Below are 24,454 nucleotides of genomic sequence, written 5' to 3' on the forward strand. Positions count from 1 at the left end.
TTGCTGGGTTCGCCGGGGCAGGGCAACTATGCGGCGGCCAATGGGTTCCTGGACGCTTATGCGCAGATGCGGCGGGCGCAGGGTGCGCCGATGGTGTCGGTGGCGTGGGGTGCCTGGGCCGGCTCGGGACTCGCCGATTCTGAACTGGTGCAGTCCCTCCACCGACGCGTCGGTGTGGGCGGGATGGATCCGGCGGTTGCGGTCACGGCTCTGGAACACGCCCTGGACGAAGGCTACTTGGCAGTTGCCGACGTGAACTGGGGCTGGGTGGCGGAACTCGGCCTCGGTGGACGGTGGCTGGCCGAGCTTCCGGAGGCCAACGCGGTGGTGGCCGCTGATGCCGTGAACGGGGATTCCCCGTGGCTGCGGGAATTGGGGCAGGCTCCGCCCGGCAAGGGCCCGTCGGTGGTGCTGTCGATGGTCCGCGAGCAGGCCGCGACGGTGCTGGGCCACGCGGGTGCGGGGAGGATCGATGAGGGAACCGCCTTCCGTTCCCTCGGGTTCGATTCGCTGACCGCGGTCGAACTGCGTAACCGTATGGCCGCGGTGACCGGCCTGTCCTTGCCCGCGGCGCTCGTTTTCGACTATCCGACACCGGCCGACCTCGCCGCGTACCTCCATACGCGACTGTCCGGCGACACCGACGCCTTCGGACCCTCCATCTTGGACGAGCTCAGCCGCCTGGAGAACTCCTTGTCGAAGCTGACCGCCGAGTACTTCGACTCCCAGGACGCCGACGTCAACTTCTACGACGAGGTCAACGGGCGACTGAAGGCATTGACGTCGACCTGGCACAGCCTCCAAGGGCCGAATGGTGACGGGAACGTCCAAAACGAACTTCAGCACGCCTCGGACGACGACCTCTTCGACTTCATCGACAACCGGTACGGCAAGGCATGAGGACTCCTCGCGCTATTCACGAAGGAATGGGTGATCGGTAGTGAACACCGAGGACAAGCTCCGCGAGTACCTGAAGCGCGTCACGGTGGATCTGCACGAGACGAGTTCGCGCCTCGCCGAAGTCGAGGAGAAGTCTCGTGAGCCGATCGCGATCGTGGGAGTGGGCTGCCGTTTTCCGGGTGGAGTGGATTCGCCGGAGGCGTTGTGGACGCTGCTGACCGGTGGCACGGACGCGATCGGTGATTTCCCCGGCGATCGTGGCTGGGAGTCGGCCGGGATTGACGACCCGCACGCCGGATACGCCCCGGTGGGAGGCTTCGTCACCGACGTGACGGATTTCGATGCAGGATTCTTCGGTATTTCACCGCGTGAAGCGGTGGCGATGGATCCGCAGCAGCGTCTGGCGCTGGAAACGGCGTGGGAAGCGTTGGAACGGGCCGGGATCGCGCCGGACTCGTTGCGGGGCAGCGCCACGGGTGTGTATTTGGGGACCAATGGCCAGGACTACGCCACGATGGTCGCTGACGGGCCCGTTGCCCAGGAGGGGCACACAGGAACCGGCAACGCGGCGAGCGTGATGTCCGGCCGGGTGGCCTACACGCTTGGCCTGGAGGGCCCGGCGGTCACGGTGGACACCGCGTGTTCGTCGTCGTTGGTGACGGTGCACCTTGCCGCACAGGCGTTGCGCTCGGGCGAATGCTCGGTGGCACTGGCCGGCGGTGTCACGATCATGTCCACGCCAGGGATCTTCGCGGAGTTCTCGCGGCAGGGCGGGCTGGCTCCTGACGGGCGGTGCAAGCCGTTCGCTGATGCGGCTGACGGCACCGGCTGGGGTGAGGGCGCCGGGATGCTGGTGCTGGAGCGGTTGTCCGACGCTCGGAAGCGTGGGCATCAGGTGCTCGCGGTGTTGCGTGGGAGTGCGGTGAATCAGGATGGTGCGTCGAATGGGTTGACGGCGCCGAATGGTCCTTCGCAGCAGCGGGTGATTCGGGCGGCGTTGGCGAGTGCCCGGTTGTCTTCTGCTGATGTTGATGTGGTGGAGGCGCATGGCACGGGGACTCGGTTGGGTGATCCGATCGAGGCGGACGCGTTGTTGGCTACGTACGGTCAGGATCGTGCGGAGGGGCGGCCGTTGTGGTTGGGGTCGGTGAAGTCGAACCTCGGTCATACGCAGGCTGCTGCGGGTGTGGCCGGGATCATCAAGATGGTGCTGGCGATGCGGCATGGGGTGTTGCCGCGGACGTTGCATGTGGATGCGCCGTCGTCGCATGTGGACTGGTCGGCCGGCGCGGTGAGGTTGCTGACGGAAGAGGTGCCGTGGCAGGCGGATGGCAGGCCGCGGCGGGCGGGAATCTCGTCGTTCGGTATCTCCGGCACGAACGCGCACTTGATCCTCGAAGAACCGGATACGGAAACGGAGCCGGGGACTGAGCCGACAGTCGAGCCGGAACCGGCGGCTGTGGTTGTGCCTTGGTTGTTGTCGGCGAAGTCGGCGGAGGGGTTGCGGGAGCAGGCTGTTCGGCTGGGTCGGTGGGCTGATGACCAGTCGGAGATCGATCCGGTGGCGGTGGGGCGTTCACTGGCCACGACGCGTTCGGTGTTTGAGCATCGGGCGGTGGTTCTTGGTCGGGACGGGCAGGCGTTGACGGATGGCCTGCGCTCGCTGGCCGAAGGTCGGTCGGGTGCGGGTGTGGTGAGCGGGTCGCTGGGGTCCGGTCGGTTGGCGGTGGTGTTTTCCGGTCAGGGCAGTCAACGGTTCGGTATGGGTTCGGAGTTGTATGCGTCGTTCCCGGTGTTCGCCGAGGCCTTCGACGAGGTGTGTGCGGAGCTGGACCGGCATTTGCCGCGTCCGATCAAGGATGTGATCAACAACGACTCGGATCTGCTGAACGAGACCGTGTTCACGCAGGCTGGGTTGTTTGCTGTGCAGGTGGCGTTGTTCCGGTTGACTTCGTCGTGGGGTGTGGTGCCGGAGTGGGTGGCGGGGCATTCGATCGGTGAGTTGAGCGCCGCGTATGTGGCGGGTGTGTGGGATCTGGCGGATGCGGCTGCGGTGGTTGTGGCTCGGGGTCGGTTGATGCAGGAGTTGCCGACTGGCGGTGCGATGGCCGCGCTCTCGGCGGGTGAGGCCGAGGCGCTGGACTTGATCGGCGAGCACGGCACCGTAGGGCTGGCGGCGGTGAACGGTCCGGAGTCGACGGTGATTTCCGGTGCTGAGGATGTGGTGGAGGAGTTGGCTCAGCGGTGGCGGGAGCGGGGTGGCAAGGCGCGGCGGTTGCAGGTCAGCCATGCCTTCCATTCGCCGTTGATGGAGCCGATGTTGGAGCCGTTTGCTCGGGTGCTGGAGGGGGTGACGTGGCGTGAGCCGCGGATCCCGGTGGTGTCCGGAACCCCGGATGCGGATGTCTGTGATCCCTCGTATTGGGTTCGGCATGTGCGGGACACGGTTCGCTATCACGACACGGTCCTGAAACTGCGGGAGCACGGTGCGGACTTGTTCCTGGAGGCCGGGCCTGCCGGGACGTTGAGTGCCATGGCCACAGCGGACAGCGGCGTCTGGCTGCCGCTGCTACGGGCTGAGCGCGACGAGCCGGAGACAGCGGTGACCGCGCTGGCCGGGATACACGCTCACGGTTCCACAGTGGACTGGTCTGGATTGCTGGGGACTGGCACGCGCCCCGTGTCATTGCCGACGTATGCCTTCCAGCGTGAGCGGTACTGGCCTGCGGTGACCTCTCGGGCAGGGGATGTGCGGGCACTGGGTCAAGGTGAGGCCGGGCACCGGCTGTTGGGCGCGGCGGTGGCGCTGGCCGGCGGAGACGCGGTGGTGCTGACTGGGCGGTTGTCTCTGTCCGCGTATCCGTGGCTCGCCGATCATGTGGTGCTGGGCTCGGTGCTCCTTCCGGGAACGGCGTTCGTGGATCTGGCGGTGCACGCCGGTGACTGGGCCGGCTGTCCGGTCCTGGAGGAACTGACCCTGCAGACTCCGCTGCTGCTGCCCGAACAGGGCGGGGTGCAGGTCCAGATCCGGGTCGCCGAGCGTGATGAGCACGGTCGGCGGGTGATCGGCGTCTTCTCCCGTCCGGGGGATGACGAGGAGTGGGTCCAGCACGCCGACGGTGTGCTGAGCGCGCAGACAGCTCCCGCGCCGGTGTGGACCGGGGCCTGGCCTCCGCCGGGTGCGCGGCCGGTGCCAGTCGACGGCGTCTATGAGCGGCTGGCCGGAAATGGTTACGGGTACGGGCCGGTGTTCCAGGGTGTCCGCACGATTTGGCAGACGGATGCCGAAGTGTTCGCCGAGGTGGCTCTGCCCGAGCGGACCGATGTGAATGGTTTCGGCGTGCATCCGGCGTTGCTGGATGCTGCCCTGCACCCGATCGGTCTGACAGCTCTCGCTCACGAGTCCGGCGAGGGCGGGGTGCGTTTGCCGTTCGCCTGGAGTGGTGTGCAGTTGTTCGCCACGGGCGCGTCGGTGCTGCGGGTGCGGTTGTCGCAGCGTGAAGACGGCGGGCTCGCGGTCGCGGTGTTCGATCCGGCCGGGCAGCCGGTGTTCAGCGCCGACTCCTTGGTGCTGCGGCCGATCGCTACCAATCCGGCCGCTTCGCGGGCTGGGCAGACCTCCCGTTCGTTGTTCGGCGTGGACTGGACGCCGTTGGCCGACCTGGCGACCACCAGCGAAGAGGTGGACTGGGCTTGGCACGGCCAGGTCGAGGGCGAGCTGCCCGCCCTGGTGGTGGCCCAGGTCCCGGCCGGCGCTGGGGATGGTCCGGAGTCGGTGCACGCGGTGACGGCGACGGTGCTGGGGTGGTTGCAGGAGTGGCTGGCCGATCCGGCCACCGAGGGTTCGCAACTGCTGCTGCTCACTCAGGGTGCGGCCGATGGCAGCGATCTCGCCGCCGCTGCGGTGACCGGCTTGGTGCGCTCGGCACAGTCGGAGCACCCTGGGCGCTTCATCCTCCTCGATACCGGACTCGACATCGGCCTCGACACCGAACTCGCGGCTCTCCTACCCGCGGTGGTGGGCAGTGGTGAGCCCGAACTGGCGCTCCGTGCCGGTGTGTTGCAGGTGCGGCGTCTGGTGCGGGCGACCGGGCAGTTGGTGGTGCCGGGCCCGGAGCGGCTGGGCTGGCGGCTGGACGTGCCTGAGCGGGGCAGCCTCGACGATCTGGCGGTGCTGGAGAACCCGTCCGCCGTGGCGCCGTTGGCGTCCGGTCAGATCCGGGTGAGTGTGCGGGCGGCTGGGTTGAATTTCCGGGACGTGATGGTCGGTCTGGGGCTGTATCCCGATCCCGAGGCCGTGATGGGTGGTGAGGCGGCCGGTGTGGTGGTCGAGGTGGCTGAGGGTGTGACCGGTCTGGCGGTCGGTGACCGGGTGTTCGGTGTTTTCGCGGGTGCGTTGGGTCCGTTGGCGGTGACTGATCATCGGTTGGTGGCGAAGGTTCCGGAGGGGTGGGCGTTCACTCGGGCGGCGTCGGTGCCGATCGTTTTCCTGACCGCGTTCTACGCGTTGCGGGACCTGGCTGAGGTGCAGCGGGGTGAGCGGATCCTGATTCATGCCGCGGCTGGCGGCGTGGGTATGGCAGCGGTTCAACTCGCCCGGTCCTGGGGCCTGGAGGTCTACGGCACCGCCAGTTCCGGGAAGTGGCCGGTACTGCGTGAGGAGGGTTTCGACGAGTCCCACCTTGCGTCCTCGCGCGATCTGGACTTCCGTGACAAGTTCCAGGCCGGAACCCGTGGTGAGGGTGTGGATGTGGTCCTGAACTCCCTCGCCGGGGAGTTCGTGGACGCTTCACTGGACCTGCTCGTGCCGGGCGGCCGGTTCGTCGAGATGGGCAAGACCGACGTGCGGGACGCGGCTGCGATCGCGGCCGGGCATCGTGGCGTGATGTATCGGGCCTTCGATGTGCTGGAGGCGGGTCCGGAGCGGATCGGTCAGATGCTGGCCGAGATCGTGGACCTGTTCGGCTCCGGGGACCTGGAGCCGCTGCCGCTGACCGTGTTCGAGACGGCCGCGGCCGTGGACGGCCTGCGTCACCTGCAGGCCGGGCGGAACGTGGGCAAGGTGGTGCTGCGCCTGCCGATGGGACTGGACCGGCGGGGCACGGTGGTGATCACCGGCGGGACCGGGGTGTTGGGCGCGATGCTGGCCCGGCATCTGGTGACTGCTCATGGGGTTGAGCACCTGCTGTTGCTGTCCCGTCGGGGTGGTGCTGCTGAGGGCGCGGATGAGTTGGTCGCCGAGCTGCGCGAGTTGGGTGCACGGGTGTGGGTGCGGGCTTGTGATGTGTCTGATCGTGGTGCGGTGGCTGCGGTGCTGGACGACGTGCCTGCCGAGCATCCGTTGGTGGGTGTGGTGCATGCGGCTGGTGTGCTGGACGACGCGACAGTGGAGTCGTTGACGCCGGATCGACTGTCTGTGGTCTTGCGGGCAAAAGTCGATGCGGCGTGGCATTTGCATGAGCTGACCCAGGACCTGGATCTGGACTTGTTCGTCGTGTATTCCTCGGCGGCGGCCACGCTCGGACAGGCGGGTCAGGGAAGTTACGCGGCGGCGAATGCCGCGCTGGACGCGCTGGCGCAGCAGCGGCGTTCGGCTGGGCTGGTCGGCCAGTCGCTGGCATGGGGACTCTGGGAGCAACGCTCAGGGATGACGGGGCGCCTGGGTGAAACGGATCTGGCCCGGTTGACACGGACCGGGGTTCGGGCGCTGTCCGATGAGCAGGGTCTGGCGTTGTTCGACGCTGCGACGCGCCTGGAACGGCCGCTGGTGGTGGCGGCCGGGCTGGATGTAGCGGCGATGCGAGCTGCCGGAGCCGCTGGGCCGCTGCTGCGGGGGCTAGCCGGAGGTTCGACACGCCGGGGCGCGGCGGCCACCACCGCGGCGGATGACGGTGAGCTGGCCGCCCGGCTGGCGGCAATGCCGGTGGAAGAGCGCCAAGACGCGGTGCTGGAGCTGGTGCGTACCGAAGCGGCCATCGTCCTGGGGCACAGCTCGGCCGGGGCGGTTGACTCCGATGCGGCCTTCCGCGATGTGGGCTTCGATTCGCTGACCGCGGTCGAGTTGCGTAACCGGCTCACCGGCGTAACGGGGCTCCGACTGCCGGCGACGCTGGCCTTCGACTACCCGACTTCGCGGTTGCTGGCCGGGTTTGTGCTGGCGGGCGTACTGGGTGAGCGGGCGGACGCAGCTCCCGTAGCCGGGGCTGTGGCCGTCGGCGCGGAGGATGATCCGATCGCGATTGTGGGGATGGGGTGCCGGTTCCCGGGCGGGGTGGATTCCCCGGAGGCGTTGTGGGACTTGCTGGCCGCTGGTGGTGAGGGGGTGGCGGAGTTCCCTGCCGATCGTGGCTGGGACGTGGAGGGCCTTTACGACCCGGACCGGCTTCGTCCGGGTACCACTTATGCCCGGCATGGCAGTTTCCTGGCCGAGGCGGGAATGTTCGATCCCGAGTTCTTCGGGATCACTCCTCGCGAAGCCATGGCGATGGACCCGCAGCAGCGGCTCGTGCTGGAAACGGCGTGGGAGGCCTTGGAGCGGGCCGGGATTGTGCCGGATTCGCTGCGAGGTTCGGACACTGGCGTGTATGTGGGAGCTGCTTGGGCGGAATACGGATCCGTGCTGGCGTCAGGTTCGAATGATGTCGCCGGGCACGTGCTGACCGGCAACGCCGGAAGTGTGGCCTCGGGCCGGATCGCATACACCCTTGGTCTGGAAGGTCCCGCTGTCACGGTCGACACCGCGTGTTCTTCTTCGCTCGTGGCGGTGCATTTGGCTGCGCAGGCGTTGCGATCCGGTGAGTGTTCCATGGCGCTTGCCGGTGGTGTCACGGTGATGTCCACTCCCGGTGTGTTCACGGAGTTTTCGCGTCAGGGTGGGTTGGCTGCTGATGGGCGTTGTAAGCCGTTCGCGGATGCTGCGGATGGGACGGGTTGGGGTGAGGGTTCCGGGATCCTGGTTCTTGAGCGGTTGTCTGATGCGCGTCGGCGTGGGCATCGGGTGTTGGCGGTGTTGCGTGGGAGTGCGGTGAATCAGGATGGCGCGTCGAACGGTCTGACGGCGCCGAATGGTCCTTCGCAGCAGCGGGTGATCCGGGCGGCGTTGGCCAACGCTCAGTTGTCTTCGGCTGATGTTGATGTGGTGGAGGCGCACGGTACGGGTACTCGGTTGGGTGATCCGATCGAGGCGCAGGCGTTGCTGGCTACTTATGGTCAGGGGCGGCCGGTGGGGCGGCCGTTGTGGCTGGGGTCGGTGAAGTCCAACCTCGGTCATACCCTGGCTGCTGCTGGTGTGGCGGGGATTATGAAGATGGTGCTGGCCATGGAGCACGGCGTCTTGCCGCGGACGTTGCATGTGGATGCGCCGTCGTCGCATGTGGACTGGTCGGCGGGTGCGGTGGAGTTGCTGACCGAGGCGGTGCCTTGGGAGGTCGATGGTCATCCCCGTCGCGCGGGTGTGTCGTCGTTCGGTATCTCGGGCACGAACGCGCATCTGATTCTCGAAGAACCTGAATCGGTATCGGACGTGGAGCCGGAAGAGGCTACCGGTGGGGCGGTGCCGTGGTTGCTGTCGGCCAAGTCGTCGCAGGCCCTTCAGGAGCAGGCCGCCCGGCTCGGCCGGTGGGTCGCTGACCAGCCGAGGGTTGATCCGGTGCTGGTGGGGCGGGCGTTGGTGTTGAGCCGTTCGGTGTTCGAGCATCGTGCGGTGGTGGTGGCGGAGGACGTACGCGGGTTTGTGACTGCGTTGCGGGATTTGGAGACTTCCACGGCGGTGGTTCGTGGTACGGCGGGGCCGGCTGCGTCGGGGCCGGTGTTTGTGTTTCCGGGTCAGGGTGCGCAGTGGGTGGGGATGGGTCTGGAGTTGTGGGATTCGGAGCCGGTGTTTGCGGAGTGGATGGAGCGGTGTGGGGCGGCGTTGGGGCCGTTGGTGGACTGGTCGTTGCGTGATGCTCTGGGTGATGCGGGGTTGTTGGGGCGGGTTGATGTGGTGCAGCCGGTGTCGTGGGCGGTGATGGTGTCGTTGGCGGGGTTGTGGCGTTCGGCGGGTGTGTCGCCTGCCGTGGTGGTGGGTCATTCGCAGGGGGAGATCGCCGCTGCGACGGTGGCTGGTGGTTTGTCGTTGGAGGACGGCGCTCGGGTGGTGGTGTTGCGGAGTCGGGCGATCGTGGGGTTGGCGGGCTCTGGGGGGATGGTGTCGGTTCCCGCTGCGCTCGCGCAGGTTGAGGAGTGGATTGCCCCGTGGGCGGGTGGGTTGTCGGTGGCTGCGGTGAATGGGCCGGGGCAGGTGGTGGTCTCGGGCTCTGTGGTGGCGTGTGAGGAGTTCGTCGCCCGGTATGCCGGTGAGGGTGTGCGGCGGATCGCGGTCGACTACGCGTCGCATTCGGCTCAGGTGGAGGCGATTGAGGAGCAGTTGGCTGCTGATCTGGCCGGCCTCACCCCGGTGAGCGGGGGCATACCGCTCCATTCCACGGTGGACGCGGAGGTTGTTGATACGGCCGGGCTTGACGGCCGCTACTGGTACCGGAACCTTCGTGAGCGGGTGCGTTTCGCCGAGGTGATCGAAACGCTCGTGCACGCCGGGCACCGCACCTTTGTCGAGGTCAGTGCGCATCCGGTGCTGGCGATGGCCGTCGAGCAGGCCGGTGAAGGTCTGACGGTGACGGGCACGCTGCGTCGTGATGACGGTGGCCGGGGTCGGTGGTTGCGGTCCCTGGCAGGTGTTCACGTCGCCGGCGCCCACGTCGACTGGATCACACAGCTCGGCGCTGGAAGCGCGAGTCCGGTGTCGTTGCCGACGTACGCCTTCCAACACCAGCGTTTCTGGCCCGAGATGTCACACCAGAGCGCCGACCGTGTTGTCGACGGTGCCGACGCGGAGTTCTGGCAGGCGGTGGAGCGTTCGGACGGCGCGGCTCTGGCCACCACTCTGCGGGTGGATGAGCACGAGGTGAGTTCGGTGCTTCCCGCGCTGGCCGCCTGGCGCCAGGAGCGGCAGGATCGCCAGGCGATCGACAATTGGCGCTATCGGGTGGAGTGGGCGCCCTTGTCGGGGGCGCGGCCTTCGGTGCTGAGCGGTTCGTGGCTGGTGTTGCACCACCCGGACACCGCTGAATGGGCCGGCCAGGTGGCCGGGATGCTGGCCGAGCAGGGCGCGAGGCCGCTTCCGGTTGCTGTGTTCGGAGACCGTGACGCCGTTGCGCAAGCAGTACGGGATGCCCTGTCCGAAGCGGACCTGGCTGGTGGGGTCTTCCTGCCCGGCGCTGCACCGGCCAAGGAACTTCTGACGGTGCTCCAGGGCCTGGAACAGGCAGGGTGCACGCAGCGGTTGTGGATGCTGACCCGTGGCGCGGTCCGGGTTGACGGCGCTGACGGGTCAGGTGATCTGGACGCGGCTGCGGCGTGGGGTCTGGGCCGGGTGGCGGCACTGGAGTACCCGACGTGGTGGGGTGGGCTGATCGATCTGCCGCCCGCCGATGCCGATGCCGCGCTCGACGAGGTGATCTGGCGGCGGTGCTGCGCGGTGCTGGCCGGGTGGGACGCAGAGGACCAGGTCGCCGTCCGCGCCAGCGGCGTGTACGCACGTCGGCTCGTACCCGCCCCCGACTCCGGGCAGCCGTGGGTGCCGGCGGGCACTGTTCTGGTCACCGGTGGCACCGGTGGACTGGGTGGTCAGGTCGCACGCTGGCTGGCCGGTCAGGGTGTTGAGCACATCGTGCTGACCTCGCGACGTGGCACGCAGGCGCCCGGCGCCGCACAGCTCGTGGACGAGCTGGCTGTCGAGGGCCGGGTGCGGGTCACCGTCCTGGGTTGTGATGTGGCTGACCGGGACGGCCTGGCCACGGCTCTTTCCGACGTGGGGCGCATCGACGCGGTGGTCCACGCCGCCGGTGTCGGTGAGCTGGCCTCGATCGCGGAGACCGATCCGGGCGCCGTGGACCAGGTTCTGGCGGCGAAGGTGGCCGGGACACTGAATCTGCATCAGCTGCTGGTGCAGGACGCCGAGCGTCCGCTGGACGCGTTTGTGCTGTTCTCCTCGGGCGCTGGTGTGTGGGGCGGTGGCGGGCAGGGGATCTACGCGGCGGCCAACGCGTTTCTCGATGCGTACGCCCTCCGGGAGCGGGTGGCCGGGCGCGCGGTGACGAGTGTGTCCTGGGGCTTGTGGGCCGGGCCGGGAATGGCCGGTGCGCAGGAGAGCCAAGCGATGCAGCGGCGCGGGGTCCGGCCGATGCAACCGCAGCGTGCGCTGCGTGCGCTGGCTGAGGCGGTCGGTCGGGGCGAGGCCTGCGTGACGGTGACCGATATGGATTGGTCCCGCTTTGCCCCGGCGTTCACCTCCGCGCGGCCCAGTCCGCTGCTGGGCCAGATTCCGCAGGTGCAGGCTGTCGTGTCCGATACGACGGGCTCGGCGAGGGACGAGGACAGCGCTCTGGCCGCCCGGCTGCGGGTACTGCCGGAGGGCCGGCGTCGGCAGACTGTGCACGAGATGGTGTTGGCTCACGCGGCCGTGGTGCTGGGGCATGGCGTCGCGGACGGGCTGGGGGCTGGTCAGGCGTTCCGGGAGCTGGGTTTCGATTCGGTGACCGCGGTGGAGCTGCGCAACCGGCTGGTGGAGGCGACGGGGCTTTCATTGCCGGCGACGTTGGTGTTCGACTACCCGAACGCGGCTGTGCTGACGGACTTCCTGTTGGAGGAGCTGTTCGGAGCCGAGGCGGCGATGGCCGCGCCGGTGGCGGCTGTGGTGCTGGACGAGCCGGTCGCGATCGTGGGTGTGGGGTGTCGTTTTCCGGGGGGAGTGGACTCGCCCGAGGCCTTGTGGGAATTGCTGACAGAGGGCACGGACGCGATCGGGACTTTCCCCGGGAACCGCGGCTGGGATGTAGCCGGACTGGACGACCCGCAGGCTGATTACGCGCGCGTGGGTGGCTTCGTACCCGACGTGACGGATTTCGATGCGGGGTTCTTCGGTATTTCGCCGCGTGAGGCGGTGGCGATGGATCCGCAGCAGCGGCTTGTGCTGCAAACGGCGTGGGAGGCGTTGGAGCGGGCCGGGATCGTGCCGGATTCGCTGCGTGGGTCGGACACCGGTGTGTATGTGGGTGTCGGCGGGTCGGAGTACGGGTCGGTGCTGGCGTCCGGAACCCATGACACCGAGGGATATTCGCTGACCGGCAACGCCGTGAGTGTGATGTCCGGGCGTGTTTCCTACGCGCTGGGGCTGGAAGGTCCGGCGGTGTCGGTGGACACGGCGTGTTCGTCGTCGTTGGTGGCGGTGCATTTGGCTGCGCAGGCGTTGCGTTCTGGTGAGTGTTCGATGGCGTTGGCCGGTGGTGTGACGGTGTTGTCCACGCCCGGTGTGTTCGCGGAGTTCTCCCGTCAGGGTGGGTTGGCTGCTGATGGGCGGTGTAAGCCGTTCGCGGATGCTGCGGATGGGACGGGTTGGGGTGAGGGCGCCGGGGTTCTGGTGCTGGAGCGGTTGTCTGATGCGCGCCGGCACGGACATCAGGTGTTGGCGGTGTTGCGTGGGAGTGCGGTGAATCAGGATGGTGCGTCGAATGGTTTGACGGCGCCGAATGGTCCTTCGCAGCAGCGGGTGATTCGGGCGGCGTTGGCGAGTGCCCGGTTGTCTTCTGCTGATGTTGATGTGGTGGAGGCGCATGGCACTGGTACTCGGTTGGGTGATCCGATCGAGGCGCAGGCATTGCTGGCTACGTACGGTCAGGACCGGCCGGTGGGGCGGCCGTTGTGGTTGGGGTCGGTGAAGTCCAACATCGGTCATACCCAGGCTGCCGCCGGGGTGGCCGGGATCATCAAGATGGTGCTCGCGATGCGGCATGGGGTGTTGCCGCGGACGTTGCATGTGGATGCGCCGTCGTCGCATGTGGACTGGTCGGCGGGTGCGGTGGAGTTGCTGACCGAGCCTGTGCCGTGGGAGACGGATGGACGTCCTCGGCGGGCTGGGGTCTCGTCGTTCGGAATCTCCGGTACGAACGCGCACCTGATCTTCGAAGAGGCGGAGCCCGAGCCCGAGTTGGTGTCGGCGACGGAGCCGGATGAGGTTCCGGGTGGGATGGTGCCCTGGCTGCTGTCGGGGAAGTCGGCGGAGGCGTTGCGGGATCAGGCTGTTCGGTTGGGTCGGTGGGCTGATGATCAGCCGGGGATCGATCCGGTGGTGGTGGGGCGGGCGTTGGCTACCTCGCGTTCGGTGTTTGAGCATCGGGCGGTGGTGTTGGGCCGTGACCGGCAGGCTTTGGTGGAGGGTGTGCAGGGGTTGGCCGAGGGTCGGTCGGGTGCGGGTGTGGTGAGCGGGTCGCTGGGGTCCGGTCGGTTGGCGGTGGTGTTTTCGGGTCAGGGCAGTCAACGGTTGGGTATGGGGGCGGAGTTGTATGCGTCGTTCCCGGTGTTCGCTGAGGCGTTTGATGAGGCGTGTGCGGAGTTGGACCGGCATTTGCCGCGTCCGATCAAGGGTGTGATCGATGGTGAGCCCGGCCTGCTGGATGAAACGCTTTATACGCAGGCGGGGTTGTTTGCGGTGCAGGTGGCGTTGTTCCGGTTGACTTCGTCGTGGGGTGTGGTGCCGGAGTGGGTGGCGGGGCATTCGATTGGTGAGTTGAGTGCTGCGTATGTGGCGGGTGTGTGGGATCTGGCGGATGCGGCTGCGGTGGTTGTGGCTCGGGGTCGGTTGATGCAGGAGTTGCCGGCTGGTGGGGCGATGGTGGCGTTGTCGGCGGGTGAGGGTGAGGCGCTGGAGTTGATTGCCGGTCACCCGATGGTGGGCCTGGCGGCGGTGAATGGTCCCGAGTCGACGGTGATTTCCGGTGTTGAGGATGTGGTGCTGGAGTTGGCGGCGAAGTGGCGGGAGCGGGGTGGCAAGGCCCGGCGCCTGCGGGTGAGTCATGCCTTCCATTCGCCGTTGATGGAGCCGATGCTGGCTTCGTTCGAGCAGGTCCTGGAGGGCGTGTCCTGGCGTGAGCCGCGGATCCCGGTGGTGTCCGGAACCCCGGATGCCGATGTGACGGAGCCGGCCTATTGGGTGCGGCATGTGCGGGACACGGTGCGTTTCCACGACATGGTGTTGAGCCTGCGGGAGCAGGGGGCGGGTCTGTTCTTGGAGGCGGGGCCGGCTGGGTCGTTGAGTGCGATGGCGGGTGTGGGGGGTGGTGTGTGGTTGCCGGCGTTGCGGGCTGAGCGTGATGAGGCGGAGACGTTGTTGACGGCGGTGGCTGGGGTGCATGCTCACGGTTCGGCTGTGGACTGGACGGCGTTGTTGGGTGGTCGGGGTTCGGGTGGGGTGTCGTTGCCGACGTATGCCTTCCAGCGTGAGCGGTATTGGCCTGCGGTGGTCTCTCGGGTGGGTGATGTGCGGGCGTTGGGGCTGGGTGAGTCGGGTCATGGGTTGCTGGGTGCGGTGGTGGCTTTGGCCGGCGGAGACGCGGTGGTGTTGACCGGCAGGTTGTCGCTGTCCGCGTATCCGTGGCTGGCTGATCATGCGGTGCTGGGTTCGGTGTTGTTGCCGGGGACGGCGTTTGTGGATCTGGTGGTGCATGCGGGTGATCGTGTCGGGTGTCCGGTGGTGGAGGAACTGACGTTGCAGGCTCCGCTGTTGTTGCCTGAGCGGGGTGGGGTGCAGGTTCAGGTTCGCGTCGCCGAGCCCGACGAGCAGGGGCGCAGGACGGTTGGGATCCTCTCTCGTGTCGATGACGAGGATGAGTGGGTTCGGCATGCCGATGGTGCGCTGAGTCCGCAGGACATCCCGGCTCCGGTGTGGACCGGCGCCTGGCCCCCGCCGGACGCGCAGCCAGTGCCGGTGGATGACCGGTACGAGCGCCTGGCCGAAGACGGCTACGACTACGGTCCGGTCTTCCAGGGGCTCCGCGCGGCCTGGCAGTCCGGCGCGGATGTCTTCGCCGAGGTGGCACTGCCTGAGCAGACCGAGGTCGACGGTTTCGGTGTGCATCCGGCGTTGCTGGACGCGGCCCTCCACCCGATCGGTCTGACCGCCTTGGCGCAGCCGAGCGAAGGCGTTAGTCTGCCGTTCGCGTGGAATGGCGTTCGTCTGCACGCCACTGGTGCGTCGGTGCTGCGTGTGCGGTTGTCCCACCGTGAGGACGGTGGGGTTGGGGTCGTGGCGTTCGATCCGGCTGGTCAGCCGGTGTTCAGTGCAGACTCCTTGCGGTTGCGCCCGATCGCCGCCGACCTGGCGTCCGGGGTCGCTGGTGAGTCGGCTCGGTCGTTGTTCGGAGTGGACTGGGTTCCGCTGTCCGATCCAGGTACCTCCATGGATGTGGACTGGGCCTGGCACGGCCAGGTCGATGGCGACGTGCCCGCCGTGGTGGTGGCGCAGGTACCGACTGGCTACGGTGAGGGCCCGGAGTGGGTACACGCGGTTACATCTACGGTTCTGGACTGGCTGCAGACCTGGTTGGCCGAGTCGGTTAATCAGGATTCCCAGTTGCTCCTGCTCACCCGTGGCGCGCTCGATGGCAGTGATCTGGCCGCCGCTGCGGTGACCGGGCTGGTGCGTTCGGCTCAGTCGGAGCACCCTGGCCGCTTCATCCTCCTGGACCTCGACACCGACCTGGACCCCGATGCCGTACTGCCCATAGTGCTGGGCAGTGGGGAACCTGAACTCGCCCTACGTGCCGGAGAGTTGTCGGTGCGGCGTCTGGTGCGGGCCGCAGGTGGCAAGCAGGCCGTGGTGGCACCGGATCGGCTGGCCGAGGGCACGGTGGTGATCACCGGGGGGACGGGTGGTTTGGGTGCGTTGTTGGCCCGGCATCTGGTGGCCTCTTACGAGGTTGGGCATCTGGTGCTGTTGTCGCGGCGGGGCATGGATGCTCCTGGGGCGGTTGAGCTGGCTGCTGAGTTGGGCTCGCGGGTGTCGATCGTGGCGTGTGATGTGTCTGATCGTGGTGCGGTGGCGGCGGTGCTCGACAACGTGCCTGCCGAGCATCCGTTGGTGGGTGTGGTGCATGCGGCTGGTGTGTTGGACGACGCGGTGGTGGAGTCGTTGACGCCGGATCGGCTGGCTGCGGTGTTGCGGGCAAAAGTCGACGCGGCGTGGCATTTGCATGAGCTGACCGCGGATCTGGATCTGGATCTGTTCGTGGTGTACTCCTCGGCTGCGGCGACGTTGGGTTCGGCGGGTCAGGGGAGTTACGCGGCGGCGAACGCCGCGCTGGACGCGCTGGTGGAATTCCGGCGCTCGGCGGGGTTGGCCGGCCAGTCGTTGGCGTGGGGGTTGTGGGAGAAAAGCTCGGGGATGACCGGGGCGTTGGACGAGGTCGATCTGGCCCGGCTGAGCCGCGCCGGTCTCCAGGCGCTGTCGGATGAGCAGGGCCTGGCGTTGTTCGACACGGCGATACGCGTTGATCAGTCTTTGGTGGTGGCGGCTCGGCTGAATGTAGCTGCCATGCGGGCCGCAGGGGTGGACTCTCGGCTCTTGCGCGGACTGGTCGGAGGCGCGGCGCGGCGTGCTGCGGCTACCGCTTCGGCTGGTGGTGGTGAGTTGGCCGGCCGGCTGGCGGCGCTACCGGTGGAGGAGCGCCACAGCGTGGTGCTTGAGCTGGTGCGTACTCAGGCTGCGACCGTCCTCGGCCATGCGACGGCTGTCGGGGTTGATGCTGATGCGGCGTTCCGTGATCTGGGCTTCGACTCGCTGACGGCGGTGGAGCTGCGTAATCGGCTCGGGGCCGTAACGGATCTCCGGTTGCCGGCGACGTTGGTCTTCGACTATCCGACCGCCTCTGTGCTGGCTGAGTTCGTGGTGGCGGAGCTTTTGGGGACTGGTACCGGTGTCTCGGATGTGGTGCGGCCGGTGGCGGCGGTGGTGGATGAGCCGATTGCGATTGTGGGGATGGGGTGTCGTTTTCCGGGTGGGGTGGATTCGCCGGAGGCGTTGTGGGAGTTGCTGGCTGCTGGTGGTGAGGGGGTGGCGGAGTTCCCTGCCGATCGTGGCTGGGATGTGGAGGGTCTTTATGACCCGGACCGGCTTCGTCCTGGTACGAGTTACACGAAGCACGGTGGGTTTTTGTTGGGGGCGGCGGAGTTCGACGCGGGGTTCTTTGGTATTTCGCCGCGTGAGGCGGTTGGGATGGATCCGCAGCAGCGGATCGTTCTGGAGACGGCGTGGGAAGCGCTTGAGCGGGCCGGGATCGTGCCGGACTCGCTTCGTGGCTCGGATACTGGTGTGTACGTCGGCTTGATGTACCACGACTATGCGACCCGAACAGCGATGAATCCGGCCGAGAGCGAAGGATTCAGCAGTACTGGAAATTCGGGGAGTGTGGCTTCGGGCCGGGTGGCCTACACGCTTGGTCTGGAAGGTCCCGCCGTGACCGTGGACACGGCGTGTTCGTCGTCGTTGGTGACGGTGCATCTGGCCGCTCAGGCGCTGCGGTCCGGTGAGTGCTCGATGGCGCTGGCCGGCGGTGTCACGGTGATGGCGACCCCAGCGGTGTTCACGGAGTTCTCCCGCCAGGGTGGGCTGGCCGTTGATGGGCGTTGTAAGCCGTTCGCGGATGCTGCGGATGGGACGGGCTGGGGTGAGGGCGCCGGGATGCTGGTGCTGGAGCGGTTGTCCGACGCTCGGAAGCGTGGGCATCGGGTGCTGGCGGTGTTGCGTGGGAGTGCGGTGAATCAGGATGGCGCGTCGAACGGTCTGACGGCGCCGAACGGTCCCTCTCAGCAGCGCGTGATCCGGGCGGCGTTGGCCAGTGCGCGGCTGTCTCCGGGTGAGGTTGATGTGGTGGAGGCGCACGGTACGGGTACTCGGTTGGGTGATCCGATCGAGGTGCAGGCGTTGCTGGCTACTTATGGTCAGGGTCGGCCGGAGGAGCGGCCGTTGTGGCTGGGGTCGGTGAAGTCCAACCTCGGTCACACCCAGGCTGCTGCGGGTGTGGCCGGGATCATGAAGATGGTGCTGGCGATGCGGCATGGTGTTTTGCCGAGCACGTTGAACGTGGATGCGCCGTCGTCGCATGTGGACTGGTCGGCCGGCGCCGTGCAGCTGTTGACCGAGGCGCTGCCGTGGCAGGCGAATGGTCATCCCCGTCGCGCGGGTGTGTCGTCGTTCGGTATCTCCGGCACCAACGCGCATCTGATCCTTGAAGAGCCCGAGCCGGAATCCGTATCCGAAGTGGATGAGGGCTCGGCGGGTGGGGCGGTTCCGTGGTTGTTGTCGGGGAAGTCGGCGGAGGCGTTGCGGGAGCAGGCTGTTCGGTTGGGTCGGTGGGTGGCTGAGCGTCCGGGGGTTGATCCGGCGCTGGTAGGCCGGGCGTTGGCTACCTCGCGCTCGGTGTTCGACCATCGGGCTGTCGTGGTGGCTGACGACGCGGCTGGGTTTGTCGCTGGGCTGCGTGACCTTGAGACATCCGCAGCGGTGGTGCGGGGTGTTGCGGCGTCTGTCGGTCATGGGCCGGTGTTTGTGTTTCCGGGTCAGGGTGCGCAGTGGGTCGGGATGGGCCTGGAGCTGTGGGACACCGAGCCGGTGTTTGCGGAGTGGATGGAGCGGTGTGGGGCGGCGTTGGGGCCGTTGGTGGACTGGTCGTTGCGTGATGCTCTGGGTGATGCGGAGTTGCTGGGGCGGGTTGATGTGGTGCAGCCGGTGTCGTGGGCGGTGATGGTGTCGTTGGCGGGGTTGTGGCGTTCGGCGGGTGTGTCGCCTGCTGTGGTGGTGGGTCATTCGCAGGGGGAGATCGCCGCTGCGACGGTGGCTGGTGGTTTGTCGTTGGAGGACGGCGCTCGGGTGGTGGTGTTGCGGAGTCGGGCGATTGTGGGGTTGGCGGGTTCCGGCGGGATGGTGTCGGTTCCCGCTGCGCTCGCGCAGGTTGAGGAGTGGATTGCCCCGTGGGCCGGTGGTCTCTCCGTGGCTGCGGTGAATGGGCCGGGGCAGGTGGTGGTCTCGGGCTCTGTGGCGGCGTGTGAGGAGTTCGTCGCCCGGTATGCCGGTGAGGGTGTGCGGCGGATCGCTGTCGACTACGCCTCGCATTCGGCTCAGGTGGAGGCGGTCGAGGAGCAGTTGGCTGCTGATCTGGCCGGCCTCACCCCGGCGAGTGGTCAAGTGCCACTGCATTCCACGGTGGATGCGGAGGTTGTTGATACGGCGGGGCTTGATGGCGGGTACTGGTATCGGAACCTTCGTGAGCGGGTGCGTTTCGCCGAGGTGGTCGAGACTTTGGTGGAGGCCGGGCATCGGTCATTTGTTGAGGTGAGTGCGCATCCGGTGCTGGCGATGGCGGTTGAGCAGGCCAGTGAGGGTCTGACGGTGACGGGCACGCTGCGTCGTGATGACGGTGGCCGGGGTCGGTGGCTGCGGTCGCTGGCCGGTGTTCACGTCGCCGGCGCCCACGTCGACTGGACCACACAGCTCGGTGACGCGGGCCGCGTCATGGACCTGCCGACGTACGCCTTCCAACACCAGCGTTTCTGGCCTTCAGTCACCCAGTCGGCCGGGGACGTACACGCTCTGGGACAGGGCGAGTCCGGGCATCCGCTGCTCGGCGCCGTCGTGACGCTGGCTGGTGAGGACAAGGTGCTCCTGACTGGGCGGTTGTCTCTGGCGTCTTATCCGTGGCTGGCTGATCACGCCGTTCTTGGCTCCGTGCTGCTGCCAGGCACGGCCATGGTGGATCTGGCCGTGCACGCCGGTGACCGGGCTGGCTGTCCCGTGCTGGAGGAACTGACCCTTCAGACTCCGTTGGTGCTGCCTGAGCAGGGTGGCGTGCAGGTTCAGGTGCGGGTCGCCGAGCCGGAGGAAGAGGGTCGCCGGGTGGTGGAGATCTTCTCTCGTCACGGCGATGAGGACGAGTGGGTTGAGCACGCCGATGGTGTGCTGAGTTCCCAGGCCGCCCCTGCTCCACTGTGGACTGGTTCCTGGCCGCCGGAGGGTGCGCGGGCGGTGCCGGTGGACGGCGTGTACGAGCGCATGGCCGAGGACGGTTATGGCTACGGGCCGGTGTTCCGGGGAATGCGTGCGGTCTGGCGCTCCGGCAGTGATGTGTACGCCGAGGTCGTGCTGCCTGAGCAGACTGAGGTAGATGGCTTTGGGGTGCATCCCGCGTTGCTGGATGCGGCTTTGCACCCGATCGGTCTGACTGCGCTGACGCAGTCGAGCGAAGCCGGCGTTCGGTTGCCGTTCGCGTGGAGCGGTGTCCAACTGCATGCCACGGACGCGTCGGTGTTGCGGGTGCGGTTGTCCCGGCGTGGGGACGGCGGGGTTGGGGTCGTGGCTTTCGATCCGGCCGGGCAGCCGGTGTTCAGTGCCGACTCGCTGATGCTGCGACCGGTCACCACCGACCTGGCTGCGTCAGTGGCGGGAGAGACGGCGCGGTCGTTGTTCGGGGTGGACTGGCTGCCGCTGGCCGTTCGGGACAACTTCGAAGAGGTGGACTGGGCTTGGCACGGCCAGGTCGAGGGCGAGCTGCCCGCCCTGGTGGTGGCCCAGGTCCCGGCCGGCGCTGGGGATGGTCCGGAGTCGGTGCACGCGGTGACGGCGACGGTGCTGGGGTGGTTGCAGGAGTGGCTGGCCGATCCGGCCACCGAGGACTCCCGACTGCTGGTGCTCACCCAGGGCGCCACCGACGGCAGCGACCTTGCCGCCGCTGCGGTGACCGGCCTGGTGCGCTCGGCACAGTCGGAGCACCCCGGTCGCTTCATCCTCCTCGACCTCGAAGCCGACACCAGCCTCGACGCTGTGCTGCCCGCGGTGGTGGCCAGCGGCGAGCCGGAACTGGCGCTCCTCGCTGGCATGTTGCACTCGCGGCGCCTCGTACGAGCTGCTGGTGCCGGCCAACCGGTGCCGGATCAGGTGGCTGAGGGCACGGTGGTGATCACCGGGGGGACCGGGGTGTTGGGCGCGATGCTGGCCCGGCATCTGGTGACTGCTCATGGGGTTGAGCACCTGCTGTTGCTGTCCCGTCGGGGTGGTGCTGCTGAGGGCGCGGATGAGTTGGTTGCCGAGCTGGGCGGCCTGGGTGCGCGGGTGTCGATCGTGGCGTGTGATGTGTCTGATCGTGGTGCGGTGGCGGCGGTGCTGGGCGACGTGCCTGCCGAGCATGCGGTGTCGGGTGTGGTGCATGCGGCTGGTGTGCTGGACGACGCGGTGGTGGAGTCTTTGACGGCGGATCGGCTGGCTGCGGTGTTGCGGGCGAAGGTGGATGCGGCGTGGCATTTGCATGAGCTGACCCGGGATCGGGATTTGGGTTTGTTCGTGGTGTATTCGTCGGCTGCGGCGACGTTGGGTTCGGCGGGTCAGGGGAGTTATGCGGCGGCGAACGCCGCGTTGGACGCGTTGGTGCAGCAGCGGGTATCCGCTGGGCTGGCCGGGCGGTCGTTGGCGTGGGGGTTGTGGGAGCAGAGCTCGGGAATGACCGGGGCGCTGGACACGGCGGACCTGGCCAGGTTGGCCCGGACCGGGGTTCGTGCGCTGTCCGACGAGCAGGGCCTGGCGCTGTTCGACGCGGCGATGCGCCTGGAGCGGCCGTTGGTGGTGGCGGCTCGGCTGGATGTAGCGGCGATGCGAGCTGCCGGATCTGTCTCGCCGCTGTTGAGTGGGTTGACCGGTGGTCCGGCACGCCGCACTGCCGCCATCGTTTCTGCCGACGAGGGTCAACTGGCTGCGCAGCTGCTCGTACTGCCGGTGGAGGAGCGCCACGGGATAGTGCTGGAGTTGGTGCGCGCTCAAGCGGCCACTGTTCTGGGCCACACCGCCGGCGAAAGCGTTGATACTGATGCGGCGTTCCGTGATCTGGGCTTCGACTCGCTGACGGCGGTGGAGCTGCGTAATCGGCTCGGGGCCGTAACCGATCTTCGGCTGCCGGCGACATTGGTCTTCGACTATCCGACCGCCTCTGTACTGGCCGACTTCGTGCTGGCAGAGCTTCTCGGAAGGGAAGCCGAGGCGCCGGCTGCGGCATCGGTGGCGGCGCTCGACGAGCCGATCGCGATCGTGGGGATGGGGTGCCGGTTCCCGGGTGGGGTGGATTCCCCGGAGGCGTTGTGGGAGTTGCTGTGCGGAGGTACGGACGCGATCGGTGGACTACCTGGCGATCGTGGCTGGGATGTTGCCGGGCTGGGTGATTTCGCCCGAGTAGGTGGATTCGTTGCCGATGCGGCGGAGTTCGATGCGGGGTTCTTCGGTATTTCGCCGCGTGAGGCGGTGGCGATGGATCCGCAGCAGCGGCTGGTGTTGGAGACGGCGTGGGAGGCGTTGGAGCGGGCGGGGATCGTGCCGGATTCGCTGCGTGGCAGTGCGACCGGTGTGTATCTCGGGTTGATGTATCACGACTACGCGACTCAGACCGCGTTGAATCCGGGGGACAGCGACGGATTCAGTGGCACCGGCAGCTCCGGGAGTGTGGCGTCGGGGCGGGTGGCCTACACGCTGGGCCTGGAGGGCCCCGCCGTGACCGTGGACACGGCGTGTTCGTCGTCGTTGGTGACGGTGCACCTTGCCGCGCAGGCGTTGCGTTCTGGTGAGTGTTCGTTGGCACTGGCCGGTGGGGTGACGGTGATGTCCAGCCCAGGAGTGTTCACGGAGTTCTCCCGGCAAGGTGGCATGGCTGCTGATGGGCGGTGTAAGCCGTTCGCGGATGCTGCGGATGGGACGGGTTGGGGTGAGGGTTCCGGGATCCTGGTTCTTGAGCGGTTGTCTGATGCGCGGCGGCACGGGCATCAGGTGTTGGCGGTGTTGCGTGGGAGTGCGGTGAATCAGGACGGCGCGTCGAACGGGTTGACGGCGCCGAACGGTCCTTCGCAGCAGCGGGTGATTCGGGCGGCGTTGGCGAGTGCGCGGTTGTCTTCTGCTGATGTTGATGTGGTGGAGGCGCATGGCACGGGTACTCGGTTGGGTGATCCGATCGAGGCGCAGGCGTTGCTGGCTACGTACGGTCAGGGTCGGCCGGAGGGGCGGCCGTTGTGGTTGGGGTCGGTGAAGTCCAACATCGGTCATACGCAGGCGGCTGCTGGTGTGGCCGGGATCATCAAGATGGTGCTCGCGATGCGGCACGGTGTTCTGCCCCGGACGTTGCATGTGGATGCGCCGTCGTCGCATGTGGACTGGTCGGCGGGTGCGGTGGAGTTGCTGACCGAGCCTGTGCCGTGGGAGACGGATGATCGTCCCCGTCGGGCTGGGGTCTCGTCGTTCGGAATCTCCGGAACCAACGCTCACGTGATCCTCGAAGAACCCGAACCCGTGTCGGCTGCCGAGGTCGATGACGCTGCTGAGAGCGGGGTGGTGCCGTGGTTGTTGTCGGGGAAGTCGGCGGAGGCGTTGCGGGAGCAGGCTGTTCGGTTGGGTCGGTGGGTGGCTGAGCGTCCGGGGGTTGATCCGGTGCTGGTGGGCCGGGCGTTGGTGTTGAGCCGTTCGGTGTTCGAGCATCGTGCGGTGGTGGTGGCGGAGGATCTGGCGGGGTTTACGTCCGGGCTTGAAGCATGGGAATCCTCGTCTGCGGTAGTGCGGGGTGCTGTGGAGCCGACTGGGCATGGGCCGGTGTTTGTGTTTCCGGGTCAGGGTGCGCAGTGGGTCGGGATGGGCCTGGAGTTGTGGGACACCGAGCCGGTGTTCGCCGAGTGGATGGAGCGGTGTGGGGCGGCGTTGGGGCCGTTGGTGGACTGGTCGTTGCGTGACGCGCTCGGTGATGCGGAGTTGCTGGGGCGGGTTGATGTGGTGCAGCCGGTGTCGTGGGCGGTGATGGTGTCCCTCGCCGGGCTGTGGCGTTCGGCGGGTGTGTCGCCTGCTGTGGTGGTGGGTCATTCGCAGGGGGAGATCGCCGCTGCGACGGTGGCTGGTGGTCTGTCGCTGGAGGATGGCGCTCGGGTCGTGGTGTTGCGGAGTCGGGCGATTGTGGGGTTGGCGGGCTCTGGGGGGATGGTGTCGGTTCCTGCTGCGCTCGCGCAGGTTGAGGAGTGGATTGGCCCGTGGGCCGGTGGTCTCTCCGTGGCTGCGGTGAATGGGCCGGGGCAGGTGGTGGTCTCGGGTTCCGTGGTGGCGTGTGAGGAGTTCGTCGCCCGGCATTCCGGTGAGGGTGTGCGGCGGATCGCTGTCGACTATGCGTCGCATTCGGCTCAGGTGGAGGCGATTGAGGAGCAGTTGGCTGCTGATCTGGCCGGCCTCACCCCGGTGAGCGGGGACGTACCACTGCATTCCACGGTGGATGCGGAGGTTGTTGATACGGCGGGGCTTGATGGCGGGTACTGGTATCGGAACCTTCGTGAGCGGGTGCGTTTCGCCGAGGTGATCGAAACGCTCGTGCACGCCGGGCACCGCAGCTTTGTTGAGGTGAGTGCGCATCCGGTGCTGGCGATGGCCGTCGAGCAGGCCGGTGAAGATCTGACCGTGACGGGCACGCTGCGTCGTGATGACGGCGGCAGGGGTCGGTGGTTGCGGTCGCTGGCCGGTGTTCACGTCGCCGGCGGGAACGTCGACTGGACCACACAACTCGGTGACGCGAGCCGCGCCTTGGACCTGCCTACGTATGCGTTTCAGCGGGAGCGGTTCTGGCCTGTGGTGTCTCGTGTGCGTGGTGGGGGTGTGGTTGATGGTTTGGGTGCTGAGTTCTGG

Annotated in this window: 2 protein-coding genes; both read left to right on the top strand. The window is 67.7% G+C overall.

Translation table 11 applies throughout. The features are described from left to right. Positions 1-900, top strand: a 900-nt coding sequence (locus ACIBLA_RS36945; RefSeq protein ID WP_399201094.1) for a phosphopantetheine-binding protein, incomplete at its 5' end; no start/stop codon positions are given. 40 nt (positions 901-940) lie between these two features. Further along, the coding region (locus tag ACIBLA_RS36950; RefSeq protein WP_399201095.1) for a type I polyketide synthase at positions 941-24,454 on the top strand (23,514 nt) is incomplete at its 3' end.

The organism is Streptomyces sp. NPDC050433, assembly GCF_044458565.1.
Taxonomy (GTDB): Bacteria; Actinomycetota; Actinomycetes; order Streptomycetales; family Streptomycetaceae; genus Streptomyces.